The organism is Oryzomicrobium sp. (genome assembly GCF_036820405.1).
Lineage (GTDB): Bacteria > Pseudomonadota > Gammaproteobacteria > Burkholderiales > Rhodocyclaceae > Oryzomicrobium.
Map to the genome: position 1 here is coordinate 17,036 of NZ_DAISLS010000010.1, position 16,570 is coordinate 33,605.

At 65.9% G+C, this 16,570-nt stretch carries 17 protein-coding genes; 16 read left to right on the forward strand and 1 reads right to left on the reverse strand.

The genetic code is table 11. From position 1 onward, the window contains the following. Positions 1-28 precede the first annotated feature (28 nt). The 5 genes from V7Z98_RS10715 to V7Z98_RS10735 all read left to right on the forward strand — a co-directional run bounded on the left by V7Z98_RS10715 (position 29) and on the right by V7Z98_RS10735 (position 2,886). On the forward strand, positions 29-445 hold the full coding sequence (locus tag V7Z98_RS10715) for a rhodanese-like domain-containing protein (protein ID WP_293265935.1): 417 nt from the start codon (positions 29-31) through the stop codon (positions 443-445). 63 nt (positions 446-508) lie between these two features. Next, positions 509-775 carry a glutaredoxin 3 gene (gene grxC / locus V7Z98_RS10720; protein WP_442951834.1) on the forward strand — a complete coding sequence of 89 codons (267 nt, stop codon included), beginning with the start codon at positions 509-511 and terminating at the stop codon, positions 773-775. A gap of 45 nt (positions 776-820) precedes the next feature. After that, on the forward strand, positions 821-1,276 hold the full coding sequence (secB, locus tag V7Z98_RS10725; RefSeq protein ID WP_293265933.1) for a protein-export chaperone SecB: 456 nt from the start codon (positions 821-823) through the stop codon (positions 1,274-1,276). A 22-nt stretch (positions 1,277-1,298) separates the two neighbouring features. Continuing rightward, the gene (locus V7Z98_RS10730; RefSeq protein ID WP_293265931.1) at positions 1,299-1,811 is read left to right on the forward strand and encodes an SH3 domain-containing protein; all 513 of its coding nucleotides are present in this window, start codon (positions 1,299-1,301) and stop codon (positions 1,809-1,811) included. A 64-nt stretch (positions 1,812-1,875) separates the two neighbouring features. Continuing rightward, the gene (locus V7Z98_RS10735) at positions 1,876-2,886 is read left to right on the forward strand and encodes an NAD(P)H-dependent glycerol-3-phosphate dehydrogenase (RefSeq protein WP_293265929.1); all 1,011 of its coding nucleotides are present in this window, start codon (positions 1,876-1,878) and stop codon (positions 2,884-2,886) included. Positions 2,887-3,318: 432 nt separating this feature from the next. On the opposite strand, the gene V7Z98_RS10740 is transcribed toward V7Z98_RS10735, so the two are convergent. Then, complete coding sequence (locus tag V7Z98_RS10740; RefSeq protein ID WP_334157965.1) at positions 3,319-3,828, reverse strand: tRNA (cytidine(34)-2'-O)-methyltransferase; 510 nt, start codon at positions 3,826-3,828, stop codon at positions 3,319-3,321. A 78-nt stretch (positions 3,829-3,906) separates the two neighbouring features. Between V7Z98_RS10740 and V7Z98_RS10745 the strand changes: the two genes are divergently transcribed. The 11 genes from V7Z98_RS10745 (at position 3,907) to pilM (ending at position 16,567) form a co-directional block, all read left to right on the forward strand. After that, on the forward strand, positions 3,907-5,634 hold the full coding sequence (locus V7Z98_RS10745; protein WP_293265925.1) for a GspE/PulE family protein: 1,728 nt from the start codon (positions 3,907-3,909) through the stop codon (positions 5,632-5,634). Between the two features lie 14 nt (positions 5,635-5,648). Beyond that, complete coding sequence (locus tag V7Z98_RS10750; protein WP_334157966.1) at positions 5,649-6,872, forward strand: type II secretion system F family protein; 1,224 nt, start codon at positions 5,649-5,651, stop codon at positions 6,870-6,872. Next, positions 6,869-7,381 carry a prepilin-type N-terminal cleavage/methylation domain-containing protein gene (locus V7Z98_RS10755; protein WP_334157968.1) on the forward strand — a complete coding sequence of 171 codons (513 nt, stop codon included), beginning with the start codon at positions 6,869-6,871 and terminating at the stop codon, positions 7,379-7,381. The genes V7Z98_RS10750 and V7Z98_RS10755 overlap by 4 nt, the downstream gene beginning before the upstream one ends. A 154-nt stretch (positions 7,382-7,535) precedes the next feature. Continuing rightward, positions 7,536-8,075, forward strand: coding sequence for a prepilin-type N-terminal cleavage/methylation domain-containing protein (locus V7Z98_RS10760; protein ID WP_334157969.1), 540 nt, complete (start codon positions 7,536-7,538; stop codon positions 8,073-8,075). Between the two features lie 27 nt (positions 8,076-8,102). After that, entirely contained in the window at positions 8,103-8,558 is a 456-nt protein-coding gene (locus tag V7Z98_RS10765) for a pilin (RefSeq protein ID WP_334157970.1), read from the forward strand. A 13-nt stretch (positions 8,559-8,571) separates the two neighbouring features. Further along, positions 8,572-9,123: a prepilin-type N-terminal cleavage/methylation domain-containing protein gene (locus V7Z98_RS10770; protein ID WP_334158125.1), complete on the forward strand. Its 552-nt coding sequence runs from the start codon at positions 8,572-8,574 to the stop codon at positions 9,121-9,123. Further along, entirely contained in the window at positions 9,113-9,742 is a 630-nt protein-coding gene (locus V7Z98_RS10775; RefSeq protein WP_334157971.1) for a prepilin-type N-terminal cleavage/methylation domain-containing protein, read from the forward strand. The genes V7Z98_RS10770 and V7Z98_RS10775 overlap by 11 nt, the downstream gene beginning before the upstream one ends. Positions 9,743-9,752: 10 nt before the next feature. Further along, a complete protein-coding gene (locus tag V7Z98_RS10780) occupies positions 9,753-10,670 on the forward strand; it encodes a prepilin-type N-terminal cleavage/methylation domain-containing protein (RefSeq protein WP_334157972.1) in 918 nt (305 codons plus the stop codon). Continuing rightward, positions 10,660-11,121 (forward strand): pilus assembly PilX family protein, encoded by a 462-nt coding sequence (locus V7Z98_RS10785; RefSeq protein ID WP_334157973.1) that lies wholly within the window; start codon positions 10,660-10,662, stop codon positions 11,119-11,121. The genes V7Z98_RS10780 and V7Z98_RS10785 overlap by 11 nt, the downstream gene beginning before the upstream one ends. Positions 11,122-11,299: 178 nt before the next feature. After that, on the forward strand, positions 11,300-15,562 hold the full coding sequence (locus tag V7Z98_RS10790) for a DUF6701 domain-containing protein (protein WP_334157974.1): 4,263 nt from the start codon (positions 11,300-11,302) through the stop codon (positions 15,560-15,562). A gap of 48 nt (positions 15,563-15,610) precedes the next feature. Continuing rightward, on the forward strand, positions 15,611-16,567 hold the full coding sequence (gene pilM / locus V7Z98_RS10795) for a type IV pilus biogenesis protein PilM (protein ID WP_334157975.1): 957 nt from the start codon (positions 15,611-15,613) through the stop codon (positions 16,565-16,567). Positions 16,568-16,570: the final 3 nt, after the last annotated feature.

Consider the following 16,570-nt stretch of genomic DNA (forward strand, 5'->3'; position numbering starts at 1 on the left):
CCATCCCCCTGATTTTTCGGGAGCATTCGTGGATCCGTTCTTCAAAGACCCCTTCAATCTGGCCCTGATGGCCACCTCGGCGGTGGCCGGCGGCATGCTGCTGGCGAGCTTCGTGCGCAAGGGCGGTGCCGAGGTGTCGGCCACCGACGCCACCCTGCTGATCAACCGGGAAGACGCCATCGTGCTCGACGTGCGCGATCCGGCCGAATTCGCCCAGGGGCACATCCCCAACGCCCGCAACATCCCGGTGGCCAAGCTGGGCGAGCGCCTGGCCGAGCTGGACAAGTTCAAGGACCGTACCGTGGTGGCGGTGTGCGCCTCCGGAGTGCGTTCCGCCAAGGCCTGTGGCGAGCTGAAGAAGGCCGGCTTCGCCAAGGTGGTGAACCTGGCCGGCGGTATCGGCGCCTGGACCCAGGCTGGCCTGCCGGTAGCCCGCAAGAAATAACGACCGACCGCCGCGGGCACCTGCACCGCGGCGGCATCCCCGACCGAGAAAGGATTTGCCGTCATGGCTCAACCCCGCGTGCTGATGTATTCCACCGCCGTCTGCCCCTACTGCGTGCGCGCCGAGCAATTGCTCGCCCACAAGGGCGTGACCGAGATCGATAAGGTGCGGGTCGACCTGGACCCGGCGCGCCGCGAGGAAATGATGCAGCGCACCGGCCGTCGCACCGTGCCCCAGATTTACATCGGCGACTACCACGTGGGCGGCTGCGACGACCTCTACGCCCTCGACCGGGAAGGCCGCCTGGACCCGCTGCTGGCCGGGAACTGACGTCCGCATCCCCTCATCCCTCATTCTTCCCGTTTCAGGAAAATCATGTCCGAACAAGCGCAAGCGGCTTTCACCATCGAAAAGATTTACGTCAAGGACCTCTCCGTCGAAGTCCCGGGCGCCCCCGAAGTGTTCCTCGAAGAAGAGGCCCCCCAAGTCGAGATCCAGCTCCAGTCCGAAGGCCGGGGCCTGGGTAACAGCTTCTACGACGTGACCCTCACCGTCACCGTCACCGCCAAGCGCGGCGACAAGGGTGCCTTCCTGGTCGAAGTGGCCCAGGCCGGCATCTTCCGCATCGAAGGCGTGCCCGAAGAGCAGGTCGAGCCCCTCCTGGCCGTGGCCTGCCCGAACATCCTCTTCCCCTACGCCCGGGAAGTGATGTCCGACGCCACCACCCGCGCCGGCTTCGCCCCGGTGATCCTGGCCCCGGTCAACTTCGAGGCCCTCTACATGTCCCGCCTCCAGGAACAGGCCGAGCAGGCCGAAGGTTCCCTGCAATAACCCCCGCCGCGGAGTCCGCCCCATGACCGTACCGACCTCCTTCCGCTTCCCGGCGTCCGCCCGAGGGCGGCGCCTGCTCGTGACCGGTGCCGCCCTCGGGCTGGCGCTGGTCGCCGAACTCGGGTTCGGGGTCCCGGTCGTGCCGGCGGCCTCCGCCGCCGAATTCCGCTCGGTGAACGAAGCTGCGGTCCTCTACGACGCCCCGTCCACCAAGGGCAAGCGCCTGTTCGTCATCCGCCGCTATACCCCGGTGGAACCCGTGGTCAACCTCGAAGGCTGGTCCAAGGTACGGGACGCCGACGGTGGTCTGGCCTGGATCGAGCGCCGTGTCCTGAGCGACACCCGCACCGTGCAGGTCACCGCCGACCGCGCCGAGGTGCGCGCCGAGGCCGATGCCTCCGCCAGCGTGGTGTTCACCGCCGAAAAGAAGGTGGCCCTGGAGCTGATTTCGGTTGGCCCCGCCGGCTGGGCCAAAGTGCGCCACCGGGACGGACAGGAAGGCTTCATCCGCGCCAACCAGGTGTGGGGCCTGTAACGGCCGCCGTGCTGCCGGGCCAGGATTGCACTGCCTGGCCCGCCCCGCCGCCTACACGACAGAAATGACCGAACCGACCAAGATTGCCGTGCTCGGCGCCGGCGCCTGGGGCACCGCCCTGGCCGTCTCCTTCGCCGAGCGCCACCCGGTCGCCCTGTGGGGCCGGGAAACCGACCTGCTGGGCGAAATGGCCCAGTCCCGCGAGAACGCCCGCTTCCTGCCCGGGGTGACCCTGCCCGCGGGCGTCACCCCCCATGTCGCGCTGGAGGCCGCCCTGGCCGGCGCCGACATCGTGGTGGTGGCCACCCCGGTGGCCGGGCTGCGCCCCACCACCGCCCGGCTCGGCGAATATTTCGCCGCCCATGGGGCCCGCCCGGTGGTCTGGGTGTGCAAGGGCTTCGAGGCCGGCACCGGCCTGCTACCCCACCAGGTGGTGGGCGAAACCCTGGGGGCGAACGCCCCCTGTGCCGTGCTCTCCGGCCCCTCCTTCGCCGACGAGGTGGGCCGTGGCCTGCCCACGGCGGTGGCCCTGGCCAGCGCCGACGACGCCCTGTCGGCGCGGCTGGCCCGGGAACTGCACGGTTCCCGCTTCCGCATCTACGCCAACGGCGACATGGTTGGGGTGGAAGTGGGTGGCGCGGTGAAGAACGTACTGGCCATCGCCACCGGCATCAGCGACGGCCTGCGCCTTGGGCACAACGCCCGGGCTGCCCTGGTCACCCGCGGGCTGGCCGAGATCACCCGCCTGGGGCAGGCCCTGGGCGCCCAGCGCGACACTTTCATGGGCCTGGCCGGCATGGGCGACGTGCTGCTCACCTGCACCGGCGACCTGTCGCGCAACCGCCGGGTCGGCCTGGCCCTGGGGGCGGGCAAGTCCCTGGAGGCGATCCTGGCCGAACTGGGCCACGTGGCCGAAGGGGTGCTCACCGCCGCCGAGGTGGCGCGCACCGCCCGCCGCCTGGGCGTGGACATGCCGATCACCTTCGCCGTGGACGCGGTGCTGCGCGGCGAACTCTCGCCGGCTGCCGCCGCCGAGACCCTGCTGGCCCGGGACCCCAAACCCGAAACCCTCTGAGAGGTTCATCCTCGACCGCCCAGGGCCGCGCCACGCATTCCTGATGCGGCGGCGCCGAGGCAAGGCGCGCGGGGATTCCACGGTGCGCCGAGCGAGCCGGCCCCGCGCCGGTTGCGCCTTCGTCCCGGGCATGGCCTTCCTGCCTGGGCGGCGCGGGCCGAGTTGGTCGGATGATGTATTAATAAAATTAATATGTCCGGCCGGTGAGAAACCGAAGGTCCGCGCCAGTATTAGAGTTTGGCGCGCCGCCTTTAAGGAAGTATTAAAAAAATTAAAGTGTCGGGCTTTGGGGCTTGGGGCCTTGAAGCCTTTCTACGCGCGCCCTTTCTACGTACCCTTTTCCCTGCGCCCCCGGCCTCGCCGCGGCGAGGCCGGCGCGGTGTCGTACGGCTGGCAGCGGCGACGCGCTGTGTTGACGCGGCGCCCCCCGGCTCAGACCCCGGCGGGAAAACCGATCTGCCGCCAGGCCTCGAACAGCATCACCGCGGCGGTGTTGGCCAGGTTCATGCTGCGGCTGTCGGCGCGCATCGGCAGGCGCAGCCGGGTGTCCGGGGCGAACTCGGCGAGGATGTCGGCGGGCAGCCCCGCCGATTCCCGGCCGAACACGAAGGCGTCCCCCGGGGCGAAGTCCGGCGCGTCGTAGCGGCGGCTGCCCTTGGTGGTGAGGGCGAACAGGCGCCGCCCGGCCAGGGCCGCCTTGCAGGCCGCCCAGTCGGCGTGGCGCTGCACCCGGGCGTGTTCGTGGTAGTCGAGGCCGGCCCGTTGCAGGTCCTTGTCGGCCCAGCGGAAACCCAGGGGTTCCACCAGGTGCAGTTCGGCGCCGGTGTTGGCGCACAGACGGATGATGTTGCCCGTGTTGGGCGGGATTTCCGGATGCACCAGCACCAGCGCCAGGGGGGCAGTGGGGCAGGGCGGTTCCGGCGGGTCGGTTAAATTTTTCATAGGGGCTGGCGGGTACATCGGCAATAATGGCCGCTTAGGCGGCCGTCATGGTGCCGTCACGACCGGGAAAACGTACGCATGGTGGAAATCGCCGCAAGGCCCATGGCCCGGCCGGAAAAGGTCCGGCTCGGGGAACTGCTGGTGAGCCAGGGGCTCCTCACCGAAGAACAACTCAAGCTCGCCCTCGAAGAGCAGAAACGCACCGGCCGCCAACTCGGGCGGGTGGTGGTGGAAGCCGCCTACGTCACCGAAGAAGGCATTTCCCAGGCCCTGGCCAAGCAGCTGCGGGCCATTTACGTCGATCTCAAGCAATTCAGCCCGGACCCGGCGCTGGTGCGCCTGCTGCCCGAGGCCCAGGCGCGCCGCTATCGGGCCATCGTCCTGGCGGACCTGGGCGACCGGGTGCGGGTCGGCTTCGTCAATCCCACCGACCTGCAAGCCTACGACGAGCTGACCCGTATCCTCAAGCGCGACGTGGAACTGGCGGTGGTCACCGAGGGCGGCTTCCTCGCCGCCATCGACCGGCTCTACCGCCGCACCGAGGAAATCTCCGGCCTGGCCAAGGAGTTGCAGGCCGAGCTGTCCGACGGCCCCTCCGACTTCTCCGACCTGATCGGCGCCGGCACCGGCGCCGAGGATGCGCCGGTGGTCAAGCTGCTCAACACGGTGTTCGAAGAGGCCCTGCGCACCCGGGCCTCCGACATCCACATCGAGCCCCAGGCCGACAAGCTGCGCATCCGCTTCCGTATCGACGGCGTGCTGCACATCCAGACCGAGGCCGACCCCAAGATCGCCACCGCCGTGGCCCTGCGCCTCAAGCTCACCTCGGGCCTGGACATCTCGGAAAAGCGCCTGCCCCAGGACGGCCGCTTCGCCATCAAGGTACGCAACACCCAGGTGGACGTGCGTATCTCCACCATGCCGACCCAGTACGGCGAATCGGTGGTGATGCGTCTGCTCAACCAAAACACCGGCCTGCTCGGCCTGGACAACCTGGGCATGCCTCCGGGCGTGCTGCACAAGTTGCGCCGGGCCATCTCGCGCCCCTCCGGCATGATCCTGGTGACTGGCCCCACCGGCTCGGGCAAGACCACCACCCTGTACGCGGCGCTCAACGAGCTGAATACCTCGGACCGCAAGATCATCACCGTCGAGGACCCGGTGGAATACCGGCTCCCCGGCATCAACCAGGTGCAGGTGCACGACAAGATCGACCTGACCTTCGAGCGGGTGCTGCGCTCCGCCCTGCGCCAGGATCCGGACGTGGTGCTGGTGGGCGAAATGCGCGACCAGAACACCGCAGAGATCGGCATGCGCGCCGCCATGACCGGCCACCTGGTGCTCTCCACCCTGCATACCAACGACGCCATCTCCACCCCGGTGCGCCTGATGGACATGGGGGTGCCGCGCTACATGGTGGCCATGTCCCTCAACCTGGTGCTGGCCCAGCGGCTGGTGCGGGTGGTGTGCGAATCCTGCGCCACCCCCCACGACCCCACCCCGGGCGAGCGGGAATGGCTGCGCCTCGAAGAGGGGCGCGATTCCCACAACGGCTACATGAAGGGGCGCGGCTGTCCCCACTGCAACGGCACCGGCTATCAGGGGCGTACCGGCGTCTACGAGGTGCTGGAGATCACCCAGGAGCTGGTGGATGCCGCCAACTCCGACGATCCGGGCGCCTTCGTCCTGGCCGCGCGGCGGCAACTGGCCGGCGAGACCCTGCGCCACGACGCGCTGCGCATGGTCCACGCGGGCAAGACCACGCTGGAAGAGGCGATGCGCGTTTCCAACCAGTTCGAAGACTGAGCTAGGGCGACGTCATGGCCAAGTTTTCTTACAAGGCCCGCGCGCCGGGCGGCGAGTTGACCCAAGGGGTGCTGGAGGCGGCCAGTGCCGCCGCCGCCGCCGAGTCCATTGCCGCCGGCGGGCGGATACCCCTCGACATCCGCGAGGCCGCGGGGGGCGGGGGCGGGGGGCTGAGCCTGCCGCGCCTGTCCTTCGGGCCCAAGGTGCGCACGGTGGACCTGCTGCTGTTCTCGCGCCAGATGAACGCCCTGATGAAGGCCGGGGTGCCCATCATGCGCGCCCTGGCCGGCTTGCAGGAATCCTCCACCAATCCGGCGATGAAGCAGGTGCTCCAGGAAGTGCGCGAAAGCCTCGATTCCGGCCGCGAGCTGTCGGTGTCCCTGGCCCGCCATCCCAAGGCTTTTTCACCCTTCTACCTGTCCATGATCCGGGTCGGCGAGCTGACCGGCCTGCTCGAAGAGATCTTCCAGCGCCTCTACCACCACCTGGACTTCGAGCAGTTCATGCGCCAGCAGGTGAAGTCGGCGCTGCGCTACCCGATCTTCGTGGTCAGCGCCATGGCCGTGGCCATCGTCGTCATCAACCTGTTCGTGATCCCCGCCTTCGCCAAGGTGTTCAAGGGCTTCGGCGCCGAACTGCCGCTGATGACCCGGATTCTGATCGGCTTTTCCGATTTCATGGTGAACTGGTGGTGGTTGCTCGCCGCCGGTGCCGTCGGCGCCGCCTTCGCCTTCCGTAGCTGGGTCGGCACCGAGGCCGGGGGCTTCAAGTGGGATACCTGGAAGTTGCGCATTCCGATTGCTGGCAAGATCATCCTCAAGGCCACCCTGGCCCGCTTCGCCCGCAGCCTGGCCCTGGCCCTGCGCAGCGGCGTGCCGGTGGTCCAGGCCCTGGGCGTGACCGCGCAGACCGTGGAAAACCGCTTCGTCGCCCACTGCGCCGAGCGCATGCGCGAAGGGGTCGAGCGGGGCGAAAGCCTGTTGCGCACCGCTTCTGGCACCGGCGTGTTCACCCCGGTGGTGTTGCAGATGGTCGCCGTGGGCGAAGAGTCCGGCGCCCTGGACGACATGCTCCAGGACGTGGCCGAGATGTACCAGAAAGAGGTCGAGTACGAACTCAAGACCCTTTCCCAGCAGATCGAGCCGATCCTCATCGTCTTCCTCGGCGTGCTGGTGCTCATCCTCGCCCTGGGCGTCTTCCTGCCCATGTGGGACCTGGGCAAGGTGGCGATCAAATGACGCGGTTGATCCCCCGCCCGGCCCGGGGCTTCACCCTGTTCGAACTGCTGGTGGTGGTGGCCATCGTCGCCGTGCTTGGCACCTTCGGCCTGGACCGCTTCTGGCGGCTTCAGGAACAGGCCGAGCGGGCGGCCATGGAGCAGAGCCTGCTCGGCCTCAAGTTCGCCTTGCGCATCCAGGTGGCCGCCGCCACCGCCGCCCAGGACCCGGCCCGGCTGCGCCGGCTGGCGGACGGCAACCCCTTCGACTGGCTGGAGGAGCGCCCCGTCAACTATGCCGGCGAAACCGCCACGCCGCCCCCGGCCAGCTGGGCCTTCGACCGGGAGCGTCGCCAGGTGCTTTATCGCGCCCGTCACCAGGACAGCCTGGAAGGTGCCCCTGACGGCCTGCTCGCCTTCAACCTGCAGCCCAAGGACAGCGACGGCCGCCCCGTGGCCGCGGGCCAGCCCTTCGCCAGCTTGGTGCTGGCGCCCCAGGAGGATTACCGCTGGTTCGCGCGCGGACTTTGACGCCGGTTTCTGACCTGGATCAGTGAAATCCGTTTGGGCGGCATTCGGTCACAGTTTCCACCGTCATCTTGGGTCATAATCGAACCAAGTCTTACTTAAACTGTCGTCCGCTGCCTTGCTCGGGCGGTTGCTGGATATACAACAGGAGTCTCTCATGACGAAAATCAACCTTCCCCGACATTCCCGCCAGGCAGGTTTCACCCTGATCGAATTGATCGTGGTGATCATCATCCTGGGCATCCTGGCAGCAGTGGCCCTGCCCCGTTTCACCAATCTGCAGGTCCAGGCGCGGCAAGCCAAGCTCAATGGCGCGTTGGGGGCCGTCAGAGCCGCCGCCGCACTGGCGCATGCTTCGTGTCTGGCCCAGGCCGCCAATGGTGGAGCCGCCTGCCCGGTGGATGCCGCGAGCGCGGTGAACATGGAAGGGGCTCAGATTACCTTGATCAGTCAATACCCCACTGCCGATGCCAACGGTATTCTTGCTGCCGCGGGAATTTTGATAGGGGGGGCTACGCCGGATTACAACGTTGGCGCAGCAGCGGGCGGCGCAGGGGCTGGCGTCCAACTTACGATCGATGTGCCGGGAGTTACCGCAGGTACTTGCACCTTAAGTTATACCTCTGCAACGTTCAATGCCGGCACCAACGTGCTTACTCCCCCGGTTGTGGCAATTACCAACAACGCCTGCCTGTAATCATTGCTTCGTTTCGCGAGTGAATTCATGAAAACCAAATCTCAATCCGGCTTCACCTTGGTCGAACTGATCGTTGTCATCGTCATCCTGGGCATCTTGGCGGCAACGGCGTTGCCGCGGTTTATTAACGTCACGACAGATGCGCGTATGGCTGCCATGAATGGTATCGCCGGTGGCATGCGTTCTGCTGTTGCTCTGGCTCAATCCCGCTATGTCGCAACGGGGAATAACTTAGCGGATTCAGTGCCCATGACGGGGGCTCCTCAACCGATTACCGTTGCAGTTGGAAGCGGATTCCCGACCGCAGATGCTGCGGGGATTCAGGCTGCGCTGCAGTCTTCTGATGGTTTCAACTTCGCGTGCAATAACGGCGTGTGTACCGTTACGCAGGTTAATGGGCCCGCTGCATGCCTCGTGACTTATACCGGGGCTACGGGAGTTGTAAATACTGCGGCGGTGGTTGCGGCTAACTGTGGTGGCTAACAAGTAGCTGGTGATGCTACGCCCCAGAGTGCCTCACTTGTGCCGTAAAGCCGCCCCGGTGGTTCGCCCCGCGGGCGGCTTTACGCTTGTGGAACTGGTGGTCACCCTGGTGCTGGTGGGCATTCTTGCCGCCGTGGCGATTCCGCGCTTTGTCGGTACGGGGGCATTCGAGTCCCGTAGCGTTTTCGAGCAGACGCGCATGGCCTTGAGGATGGCGCAGAAGCTGGCGATAGCGCGGCGGGCTGGTGCACCTGGGGCAGGGGGGGCAGTGTTCGTTTGCCTTTCTGCGCCTGGAGTGGTGTATTCCCTGACCGTGGCCAGCGATGCGGCCTGCGCAGCACCATTGGCCGATCCCGTCACCGGGCAGCCAATGGTCTTTGCCGGCCAGGCGGGACGAAGCATCGTGACCTACCAGACGGCGCCCCAGGTCAATGGCTTCGCTTTCAATGCCCTGGGACAACCCGTGGGCCTGGCCGCACCCGTGACCATCACGGTGAGCGGCGGCGAAGCCGGGGATGTGGCGCGGACCATCACGATCGTCAATGAAACCGGGTATGTGTTCTGACCGCCACTCCGTGCTCCGGACAGCCAATGTCGCTATCGGGCGGCGCCAGGAGGGGCTGACCCTGATCGAACTGATCGTCGCCATGGTCATCATCGCCGTGGCGGTGGCCGGGGTGTTGCTGGCGATCAACCAGTCCAGCGTGGCCAGCACCGACCCCTTGATCCGCAAGCAGGCGGTGGCGATCGCCGAATCCCTGCTCGAAGAGATCGAGTTGATGCCCTACACCTTCTGCGATCCCACCGACCCGGATGCCGCCACGGCAACGGGGGCGTTCATCGGCGCCAATGGCTGCGCCAATCTGGTGGAGGCCATCGGGCCGGAGCCGGGTGAGTCACGGGGCGGGGTAATCCCGGGAACCCGGCCGTTCAACAATGTGAACGACTACAACAACTATGCAATGGGACCGGGCTTTGCCATCGGGCAGGTCGTCGATATTGCTGGGGTTCCCATTCCCGGTCTCGGGGCATACACCGCGCAGGTGGCAATCGGGCAAGATCCCCTGCTCGGGGCTGGCGTTCCAGCTGGTGATTCCCTGCTGATCACCGTCACGGTGACCGGCCCTGCCAATACCACTGTGGCGCTTTCCGGCATTCGGACACGCTATGCGCCCAATCCGTAATCCCCTTCTCATGATCCAGCCTGGAACCACGCTTGGCGGGCGGGCCTGCGGCCATTGGCGCAGTGCTGGCTTCACGCTGGTTGAAATGGTGGTGGTGATCGCCATCGCCGGGATCGTGGCCGCCGCAGTGGCCCTGTTCATCCGCGTGCCAGTCCAGAATGCCCTGGAGTCCATGCAGCGCACCGAGTTCAGCGATACCGCCGACGGGGCCTTGCGCCGCGTGGCTCGGGACATCCGCCGGGCGGTGCCCAACAGCGTGCGGGTGACGGCCAACGGCGCAACGATCTTTCTCGAACTCCTCAATGCCCGCAGCGGCGGGCGCTATCGCCGGGCGCCAGACCCTAATGTGGCTTGTGGCGGGGCCTGGGCGCTCGGCTGCGATTTCCTCGATTTCTCCGCCAATGACACCAGTTTCGAGGTACTCGGGCCTGCGGTGGAAGTCGCGGCAGGGGACCAGGTAGTGATCTACAGCTTGGGCATTCCCGGGGCCAATCCCTATGCCAATGCTGCCAACATCAGTCGCGTGGTCAATTGTGGTGCTACGACTGGCTGTCCCGGCGCGGTGAGTCGTATCTCTATTACCTCGGCCAACCCCTTTGCCCTGGATGCGCCGGATGCCCGCTTTTTCGTGACGGATACACCAGTGACCTACATCTGCGCACCGAATCCGGCGGGTGGCGGCACCTTGACCCGGGTGTGGGGGTATGCGGCCACAGCCGCCCAACCTGTGGCCGTTCCGGCCGGGGCGCAAACGGCTTTTCTCGCCACCAACGTGCTGGCCTGCAACTTTACCTATGCACCCAACGCCGTGGCTCAGCGCAACGCGCTGGTGACCATGTCCCTGACCCTCGGGACGCCGGGCAATGCCGCCCAGGGGCCGGTAACGGTCAGCCTTTACCATGCGATCCACATCAGCAATGTGCCCTGACCGTACCTGCCTTGTCGTTCCGGTGCCGAACCCAGGCGTCCGCAGCCGGGGCTTTGCCCTGCCGTCGGCCATCTTCCTTATGGTGGTGCTGGCGCTGCTGGGCACGTTTGCGGTGCGCACAATCACCATGCAGCAGCGCGCCTCCCTGCTCGACGTTCAGGGGACCCAGGCCTACCAGGCCGCCCGGGCCGGGGTGGAGTGGGGGCTTGTCACGGTGCTGCGCCCCGCTGCGGGGCCGTGTTTTGGGCCCCAGCCTCTAGTGGTGAACGGCTACACCGTGACTGTGACATGCGCCCGCCTGACTTATACGGAAGGTGCCAGCCCAGTGAATACCTACCAGGTGGTAGCCACGGCCTGCAACCAACCGGCAAACGGTGCTTGTCCGAATCCGGCACCGGCCGGGGCCAACTACGTGGAGCGACAGATCGACGTGAGGGCTGAACATGGCTGATATGCGGACATTGGGTCGCTCTCTGGGGCTTTGGGTCCTGCTTTGCCTGATTCTGATCGCCAGCGAAGCTGGCGCCGCGACATGTACATCGCGGCGGGATGGCAACTGGAGTTCTTCCAATACCTGGAATTGTGGGAGTGGCAGTAGCAACGGCCCTCCTGCGAGTGGCGACATTGCTGTGATAGGCAACAACGTCACGCTGAACGCCAGCCCGACCCTGAGCGGCTTGACCGTCAACGGCTCCCTGACCGGGGCGGGAAACTACACCCTCACGCTCAGCGGCAACCTAGCCAATAACGGCACCATCACGTTGGCAGGCACCACCGTCGTGCTTGGCAGCGATTCAGTCTGGTCTGGCTCTGCCACCAATACCTTTTCCCTGTCCGCCCTCAACGTGAACTGGCAGAACCTGACGTTCACCTCGGGTGCGGCCTACACCTTGCAACTGTCCAGCAGCACTCCGCTGTTCAACGTCGGCTCGTTCAATAACGATGGTGCCAACTCGTCCCTGACCCTGTACATCAACGGTTCCGGCGGCCAGTCGTTCACGACCTACGGCAATGCCAAATACCCGAACCTGCGCCTGGGTGGCGGCGGCACCAAGACCTTCAGCGGTTCATCCATCGCCATCCTCGGCAGCTTGACCATCGATTCCGGCACTACCTTCGATGTTTCCGCAGTGACCGGCGGCGGCAGCCTGGCGGGCAACCTGACCATCAATGGTTCGTCTTCGGGGTTGGCGGCCGGTGGTTCCGGCTGGACCCTGAATGGAACCGCCACCCAGACCATCACCGGGGCGGTGGGGTTCTACAACCTGACCGTGAACAACCCGCAGGGTATCGTGCTGGCCAGCGGCAACCTGACGGTGGGCAACGGCAGTTCGGGCACCCTGGCGTTTGTCGCCGGGATCATCACCACCGGGAGCAATCTCGTCATCCTACCGACCAAATGCGACCAGTCGGGGACGCTGACCGGCGGCGGTACCGGCTGGGTCAACGGCAATCTGCGCATGTTGTTCCCCAACTATGGGACCACCTGCACCTACCCCGTGGGCAGTGCAACGGTCTATGCGCCGATCACCGTCACCTTCCCTTGGTACAACGGAATCACCGGCGGCACCCTGACCGGCAGCACCACCACCGGCCAGCACCCCCAGATCGGTACCTCGGGCATCGACTACACCCAGGACGTGAACCGCTACTGGACCCTGGGGGCCAGCGGCGACACCCTGACGTCGGTGGGCAGCGGCGGCAGCTATACGGCCCAGTTCAATTTCGCCGCGAGCGACGTGCTCGGCAACGGCAACGTCTCGACCTTCCAGGTCGGGCTCTATTCGAGCGGCTGGGCCAACCTGGCCGGTTCGGCCAGCGGCACCCAGGCGACCCTGCCTGGCCAGACCGGCTTCGGCAGCTTTGCCGTGGGGCCGTCGGGCAGTTGTTTGCCTCCACTGGGCAGCCCTTCGGGCATGACCTGCTTTTGCGACAGCTTCGACCGTAGCACCGGCCTGGGCACCGACTGGACCAGCTACTGCGTCAATGGCTGCTCGTCCACCACCTTCCCGGGACCGTCGATCGTCAGCAACCGGCTGCGCCTGACCGACCACCTGAACAACCTTTCGACCGCCGTCACCCTGCAACGTTACTTTCCGGCGGCGGGTAACTACATCTCCCTGGAGTTCAATTACTTCGCCTGGGATACGTCGAGCGGCCAGGGGGCGGACGGCATCGCCTTCATCCTGTCCGATTCCAGCATCACACCCCAGCCTGGCGCCTTCGGCGGCTCCCTGGGTTATGCGCAAAAGACCGGTATATCCGGCTTTGCCGGCGGCTGGCTGGGGGTGGGGCTGGACGAGTACGGCAACTACGCCAACAACAGCGAAGGGCGGGTCGGCTACCTGAGCGGTTGCTCGGGCAGTACTTTGTGCTCCAACCGGATATCCCTGCGCGGTTCCGGCTCCGGTTCCGGCACGGCCAGCAGCAACTATGCGTTCCTGCGCGGGTCGTCCACCCTCAGCCCGAACCTGGACACCCGGCCGACGACCACCGCGGGCCGAGGTTATCGTTACCAGGTGGTGGTCGACGCCCGGACCTCGGGAAAGGCCCTGGTCTCGGTCAACCAGGACACCACGGGCACCGGCGGCTCCTACGGTAGCGTGATTTCCAGCTTCGATGCCTTGTCCTCTTCGACCCAGGCGGCACTGCCCAACAAGTGGCTGGTGTCGATGACCGGCTCCACCGGCGGCAGCGTGAACTACCACGAGGTGGACAATCTGAAGATCTGCGCCACCAACATGCAGAGCATCACCAACCAGATCGACCATTTCGAGTTCATTTGGGACGGCAGCCAGTGTCCGCCCACCGGCAATATCCGGGTCCGGGCCTGTCTCGATGCGGCTTGCTCCAGCACCTATACCGGCAGTCTGCCGGTGACTTTCAATTCCAGCTCTTCCAGCGGTTGGGTGGGAGGGGCTACCCAGACCCTGGCCAGCGGCGATGTCACCCTGGGTTACAACGGAGCGGCGGGGGATACGTTGGCGGTGATTTCGTCCAACCCCTCGCTTAAGCCGTATTCGGCGGCGATCTGTAAGACCTCCAGCGGCGCGACACGGCCTTGCTCCTTGTCCTGCTCGTCGCGCTTCAATGCCTGCCATAGCGACTCCACCTGCTCGGTGGCCTCCGGCCATCTTTATACCCGTCTGGCCAAGCAGCCTTTCGCCGTCAATATTTCGGCCTTGACCAGTGCCGACGTGGTGGACACTTCGTTCAATAACAAGACGGTGTCCGTTTCCCTGGTGGGAACGATCAACGGCGGCGGTGCCAACGACGCCAACAACTGCCCGACCGGCACCGTGGACCTTAACCAGTCCATCGGTTCGGTCACCCTGTCGGCTGGCAAGGGCAGCATTGGCTCCAACAGTGCCGGTTCCTCCACCATCGTCGTGCCGAATGCCTACCGGGATGTGCGGGTGAAGATCGTCTGCGACAAGAACACCTGCTCGCCCAATGGCATCACGTCGTGCAGCAGCGATAATTTTGCGGTTCGTCCGGATAACCTGGATTTGACGGTGCCGACGGGAGGTGGGGTCCTGGTAGCGGGGGATGGGTCGGTCAACGGCGCTTTCGCCATGACGGCCACGGCAACGGCCGCCGCCTCCAGCGCCAAGGCCACCATGACCAACTACAACGGCACCCCGGCAATCGATCCGAGCAAGGTGGTGGCGAATCAATCCGGCCCCAACGTGGCCGGTGCCATCGGTGGAACCTTCCCCACTGCTACCAGCGGGGTCAGTCAGGGCACCGGCTTCACCTATTCCGAGGCCGGGTATTTCTACCTCGATACCCAGGCCGTCTTTGACGGCAACTTCACTGCGGTGGATAGCGGGAACAGCGATTGCACTGCTGACTTCTCCAACACCTTGGTCAACACCAGCGACAAGGTCGGCTGCTATTTCGGTACCGGGGCGAAATCCAGCAATGTGGGGCGCTTCCGTCCGGCCCGCTTCCTGGTGGATAGCGATGGCTTGGCACCGGCCTGCGCCGCCGGGACCTTCACCTATATGGGTCAGTCTTTCGCCACGCCGGCCGGCAATGCCCCTTTCTTCCGGCTGCGCGCCGTCAATGCGACGGGGGCCACGACCCAGAACTACGACAACAGCTATGCCAACGGGAGAGGCGTGGTGAACTACCTGGCCTGCAATACGGTGGGCGGGGTATGCGGGGCTGACCTGGGAACACGCCTGGCCCCGGCGCCGGCGAGTGCTTGGGCCCTGGGGTTGTATACGGTCAACGCTGCGCCGACGTTCTCCAAGCTGGCGGCTCCAGACGGTCCTTATGACGCCTTGTCCCTGGGCGTGTGGGTCAACGATGGCGACGGCGTTCTCATCAACCCTCAAACCATTACGACCAGTGGTGCCCCCGTCCGCACGGGTGCTGCCCTGGCGGGTGGCAATGCGCAGCGGGTGCGCTATGGCCGGCTCAAGTTTGCCAATGCCTATGGTTCCGAGCTGCTCCCCCTGCCGGTGGCGGCGACCACCGAATATTGGATCACCATTCCCGGGGGCGGTTATTGGCGTACCAACACGGACGATAGCTGCACCACCCTCACGGCCTCGGCCATTCCCTTCTCCAATTTCACCGGCAACCTGAGTGCCTGCGAAACCACGACCTGCCTGCGCCCTGCAGGCCAGGCTGCATGTACTGCGCAGCAAACGGCAACGGGGGGGAGTTTTTCCCTGTCCCTTACCGCACCCGGCGCCGGCAATATCGGTACGGTGCTGTTGGGGTACAACACCGCTGCGGCTGGCGGCATCGCGTGTACGAATGCAGCGGGCGTGCCCGGCACCAACGGCAATCTTCCCTGGCTTGCTCCGGTGCAGTCCGGTCAGGCAGCGTTTGGCGCTTTCCGCCAGCGAGGGGTGATATACCAACGGGAAGTCTATTGATGACGTATTTCCTGGCCTTAACAGGCATCCCCCCCCTACAATCGCCCCATGGACATGACCCTGTTTAACCTGCGTAAGAAAAAGGAGGCCGGCTGGCTGGCCGTGGGGCTCCATTCCGGGCGGGTGGAGGCGGTGCGCATCGAGCGCGGCGCCGACCCGGACGAGTGCCACCGCGTGTTACGCCTGGATGTGGCGGATTTGCGCACCGGTGCCGGGCATGACGACGAATTTGGCCAGGTGGTCCGCCGTGAGGGCTGGGGGCGTTTTCGTTGCACCACGGTGCTCAACCCTGGCGAGTACCAATTGCTCCAGACGCCGGTGCCCGATGTGGCCGAGGCCGAGGTCAAGCAGGCGGTGCGCTGGCAGATGGGCGATGCCCTGGAGTTTCCGGCGGAGAGCGCCACCTTCGACGTACTGAATATTCCAGTACCCGGCAGTGGCGGCGCCCGGGGGCGCAGCCTGTGGGTGGCTGCGGCACCCAACGCTGCGGTGCAACGGGTCATGAACGCTTTCGATGCCGCTGGCCTGGACCTGCAGGCCATCGACCTGCCCGAGCTGGCGCACCGCAACCTGGCCCATCTGTTCGCCGAGCCTGGGCGTGGTGTGGCCATGCTGCACGTAGGCGAGGACGGTGCCTTGCTGACCTTCACCTACGAGGGCGAGCTGTACGGGGCCCGCCGCATCGACGTCACCGAAACCCAGTTGCGGGATGCCGATGTGGAGCGGCGCGCCGCCCTGGTGGAGCGGATCGGGTTGGAACTGCAGCGTTCCCTGGACAACTTCGAGCGCCTCTACACCTTCGTCGGCATCACCCGCCTGTTGTTGGCGCCGTGCGCGCTGGCGGTGGAACTGGCGGACGAACTGCGCAGCTTTCTGTACATCCCCCTCGACCTGGCGGACCTGGCCCAGGTCCTGGACCTGTCGGCGGTACCGGCCCTCGCCGATCCGGCGCAGCAGGGGCGCTATTTCGTCACCCTCGGCGCGGCGCTGCGGACCGGCGCCTGATCT

Coding starts and splice junctions, on each gene's coding strand:
- V7Z98_RS10735 (WP_293265929.1), top strand. CDS start 1,876: ATGACCGAACCGACCAAGATTGCCGTGCTCGGCGCCGGCGCCTGGGGC.
- pilM (WP_334157975.1), top strand. CDS start 15,611: ATGGACATGACCCTGTTTAACCTGCGTAAGAAAAAGGAGGCCGGCTGG.
- secB (WP_293265933.1), top strand. CDS start 821: ATGTCCGAACAAGCGCAAGCGGCTTTCACCATCGAAAAGATTTACGTC.
- V7Z98_RS10740 (WP_334157965.1), bottom strand. CDS start 3,828: ATGAAAAATTTAACCGACCCGCCGGAACCGCCCTGCCCCACTGCCCCC.
- V7Z98_RS10765 (WP_334157970.1), top strand. CDS start 8,103: ATGAAAACCAAATCTCAATCCGGCTTCACCTTGGTCGAACTGATCGTT.
- V7Z98_RS10785 (WP_334157973.1), top strand. CDS start 10,660: ATGTGCCCTGACCGTACCTGCCTTGTCGTTCCGGTGCCGAACCCAGGC.
- V7Z98_RS10755 (WP_334157968.1), top strand. CDS start 6,869: ATGACGCGGTTGATCCCCCGCCCGGCCCGGGGCTTCACCCTGTTCGAA.
- V7Z98_RS10745 (WP_293265925.1), top strand. CDS start 3,907: ATGGTGGAAATCGCCGCAAGGCCCATGGCCCGGCCGGAAAAGGTCCGG.
- V7Z98_RS10780 (WP_334157972.1), top strand. CDS start 9,753: ATGATCCAGCCTGGAACCACGCTTGGCGGGCGGGCCTGCGGCCATTGG.
- V7Z98_RS10775 (WP_334157971.1), top strand. CDS start 9,113: ATGTGTTCTGACCGCCACTCCGTGCTCCGGACAGCCAATGTCGCTATC.
- V7Z98_RS10750 (WP_334157966.1), top strand. CDS start 5,649: ATGGCCAAGTTTTCTTACAAGGCCCGCGCGCCGGGCGGCGAGTTGACC.
- V7Z98_RS10730 (WP_293265931.1), top strand. CDS start 1,299: ATGACCGTACCGACCTCCTTCCGCTTCCCGGCGTCCGCCCGAGGGCGG.
- V7Z98_RS10770 (WP_334158125.1), top strand. CDS start 8,572: ATGCTACGCCCCAGAGTGCCTCACTTGTGCCGTAAAGCCGCCCCGGTG.
- V7Z98_RS10760 (WP_334157969.1), top strand. CDS start 7,536: ATGACGAAAATCAACCTTCCCCGACATTCCCGCCAGGCAGGTTTCACC.
- grxC (WP_442951834.1), top strand. CDS start 509: ATGGCTCAACCCCGCGTGCTGATGTATTCCACCGCCGTCTGCCCCTAC.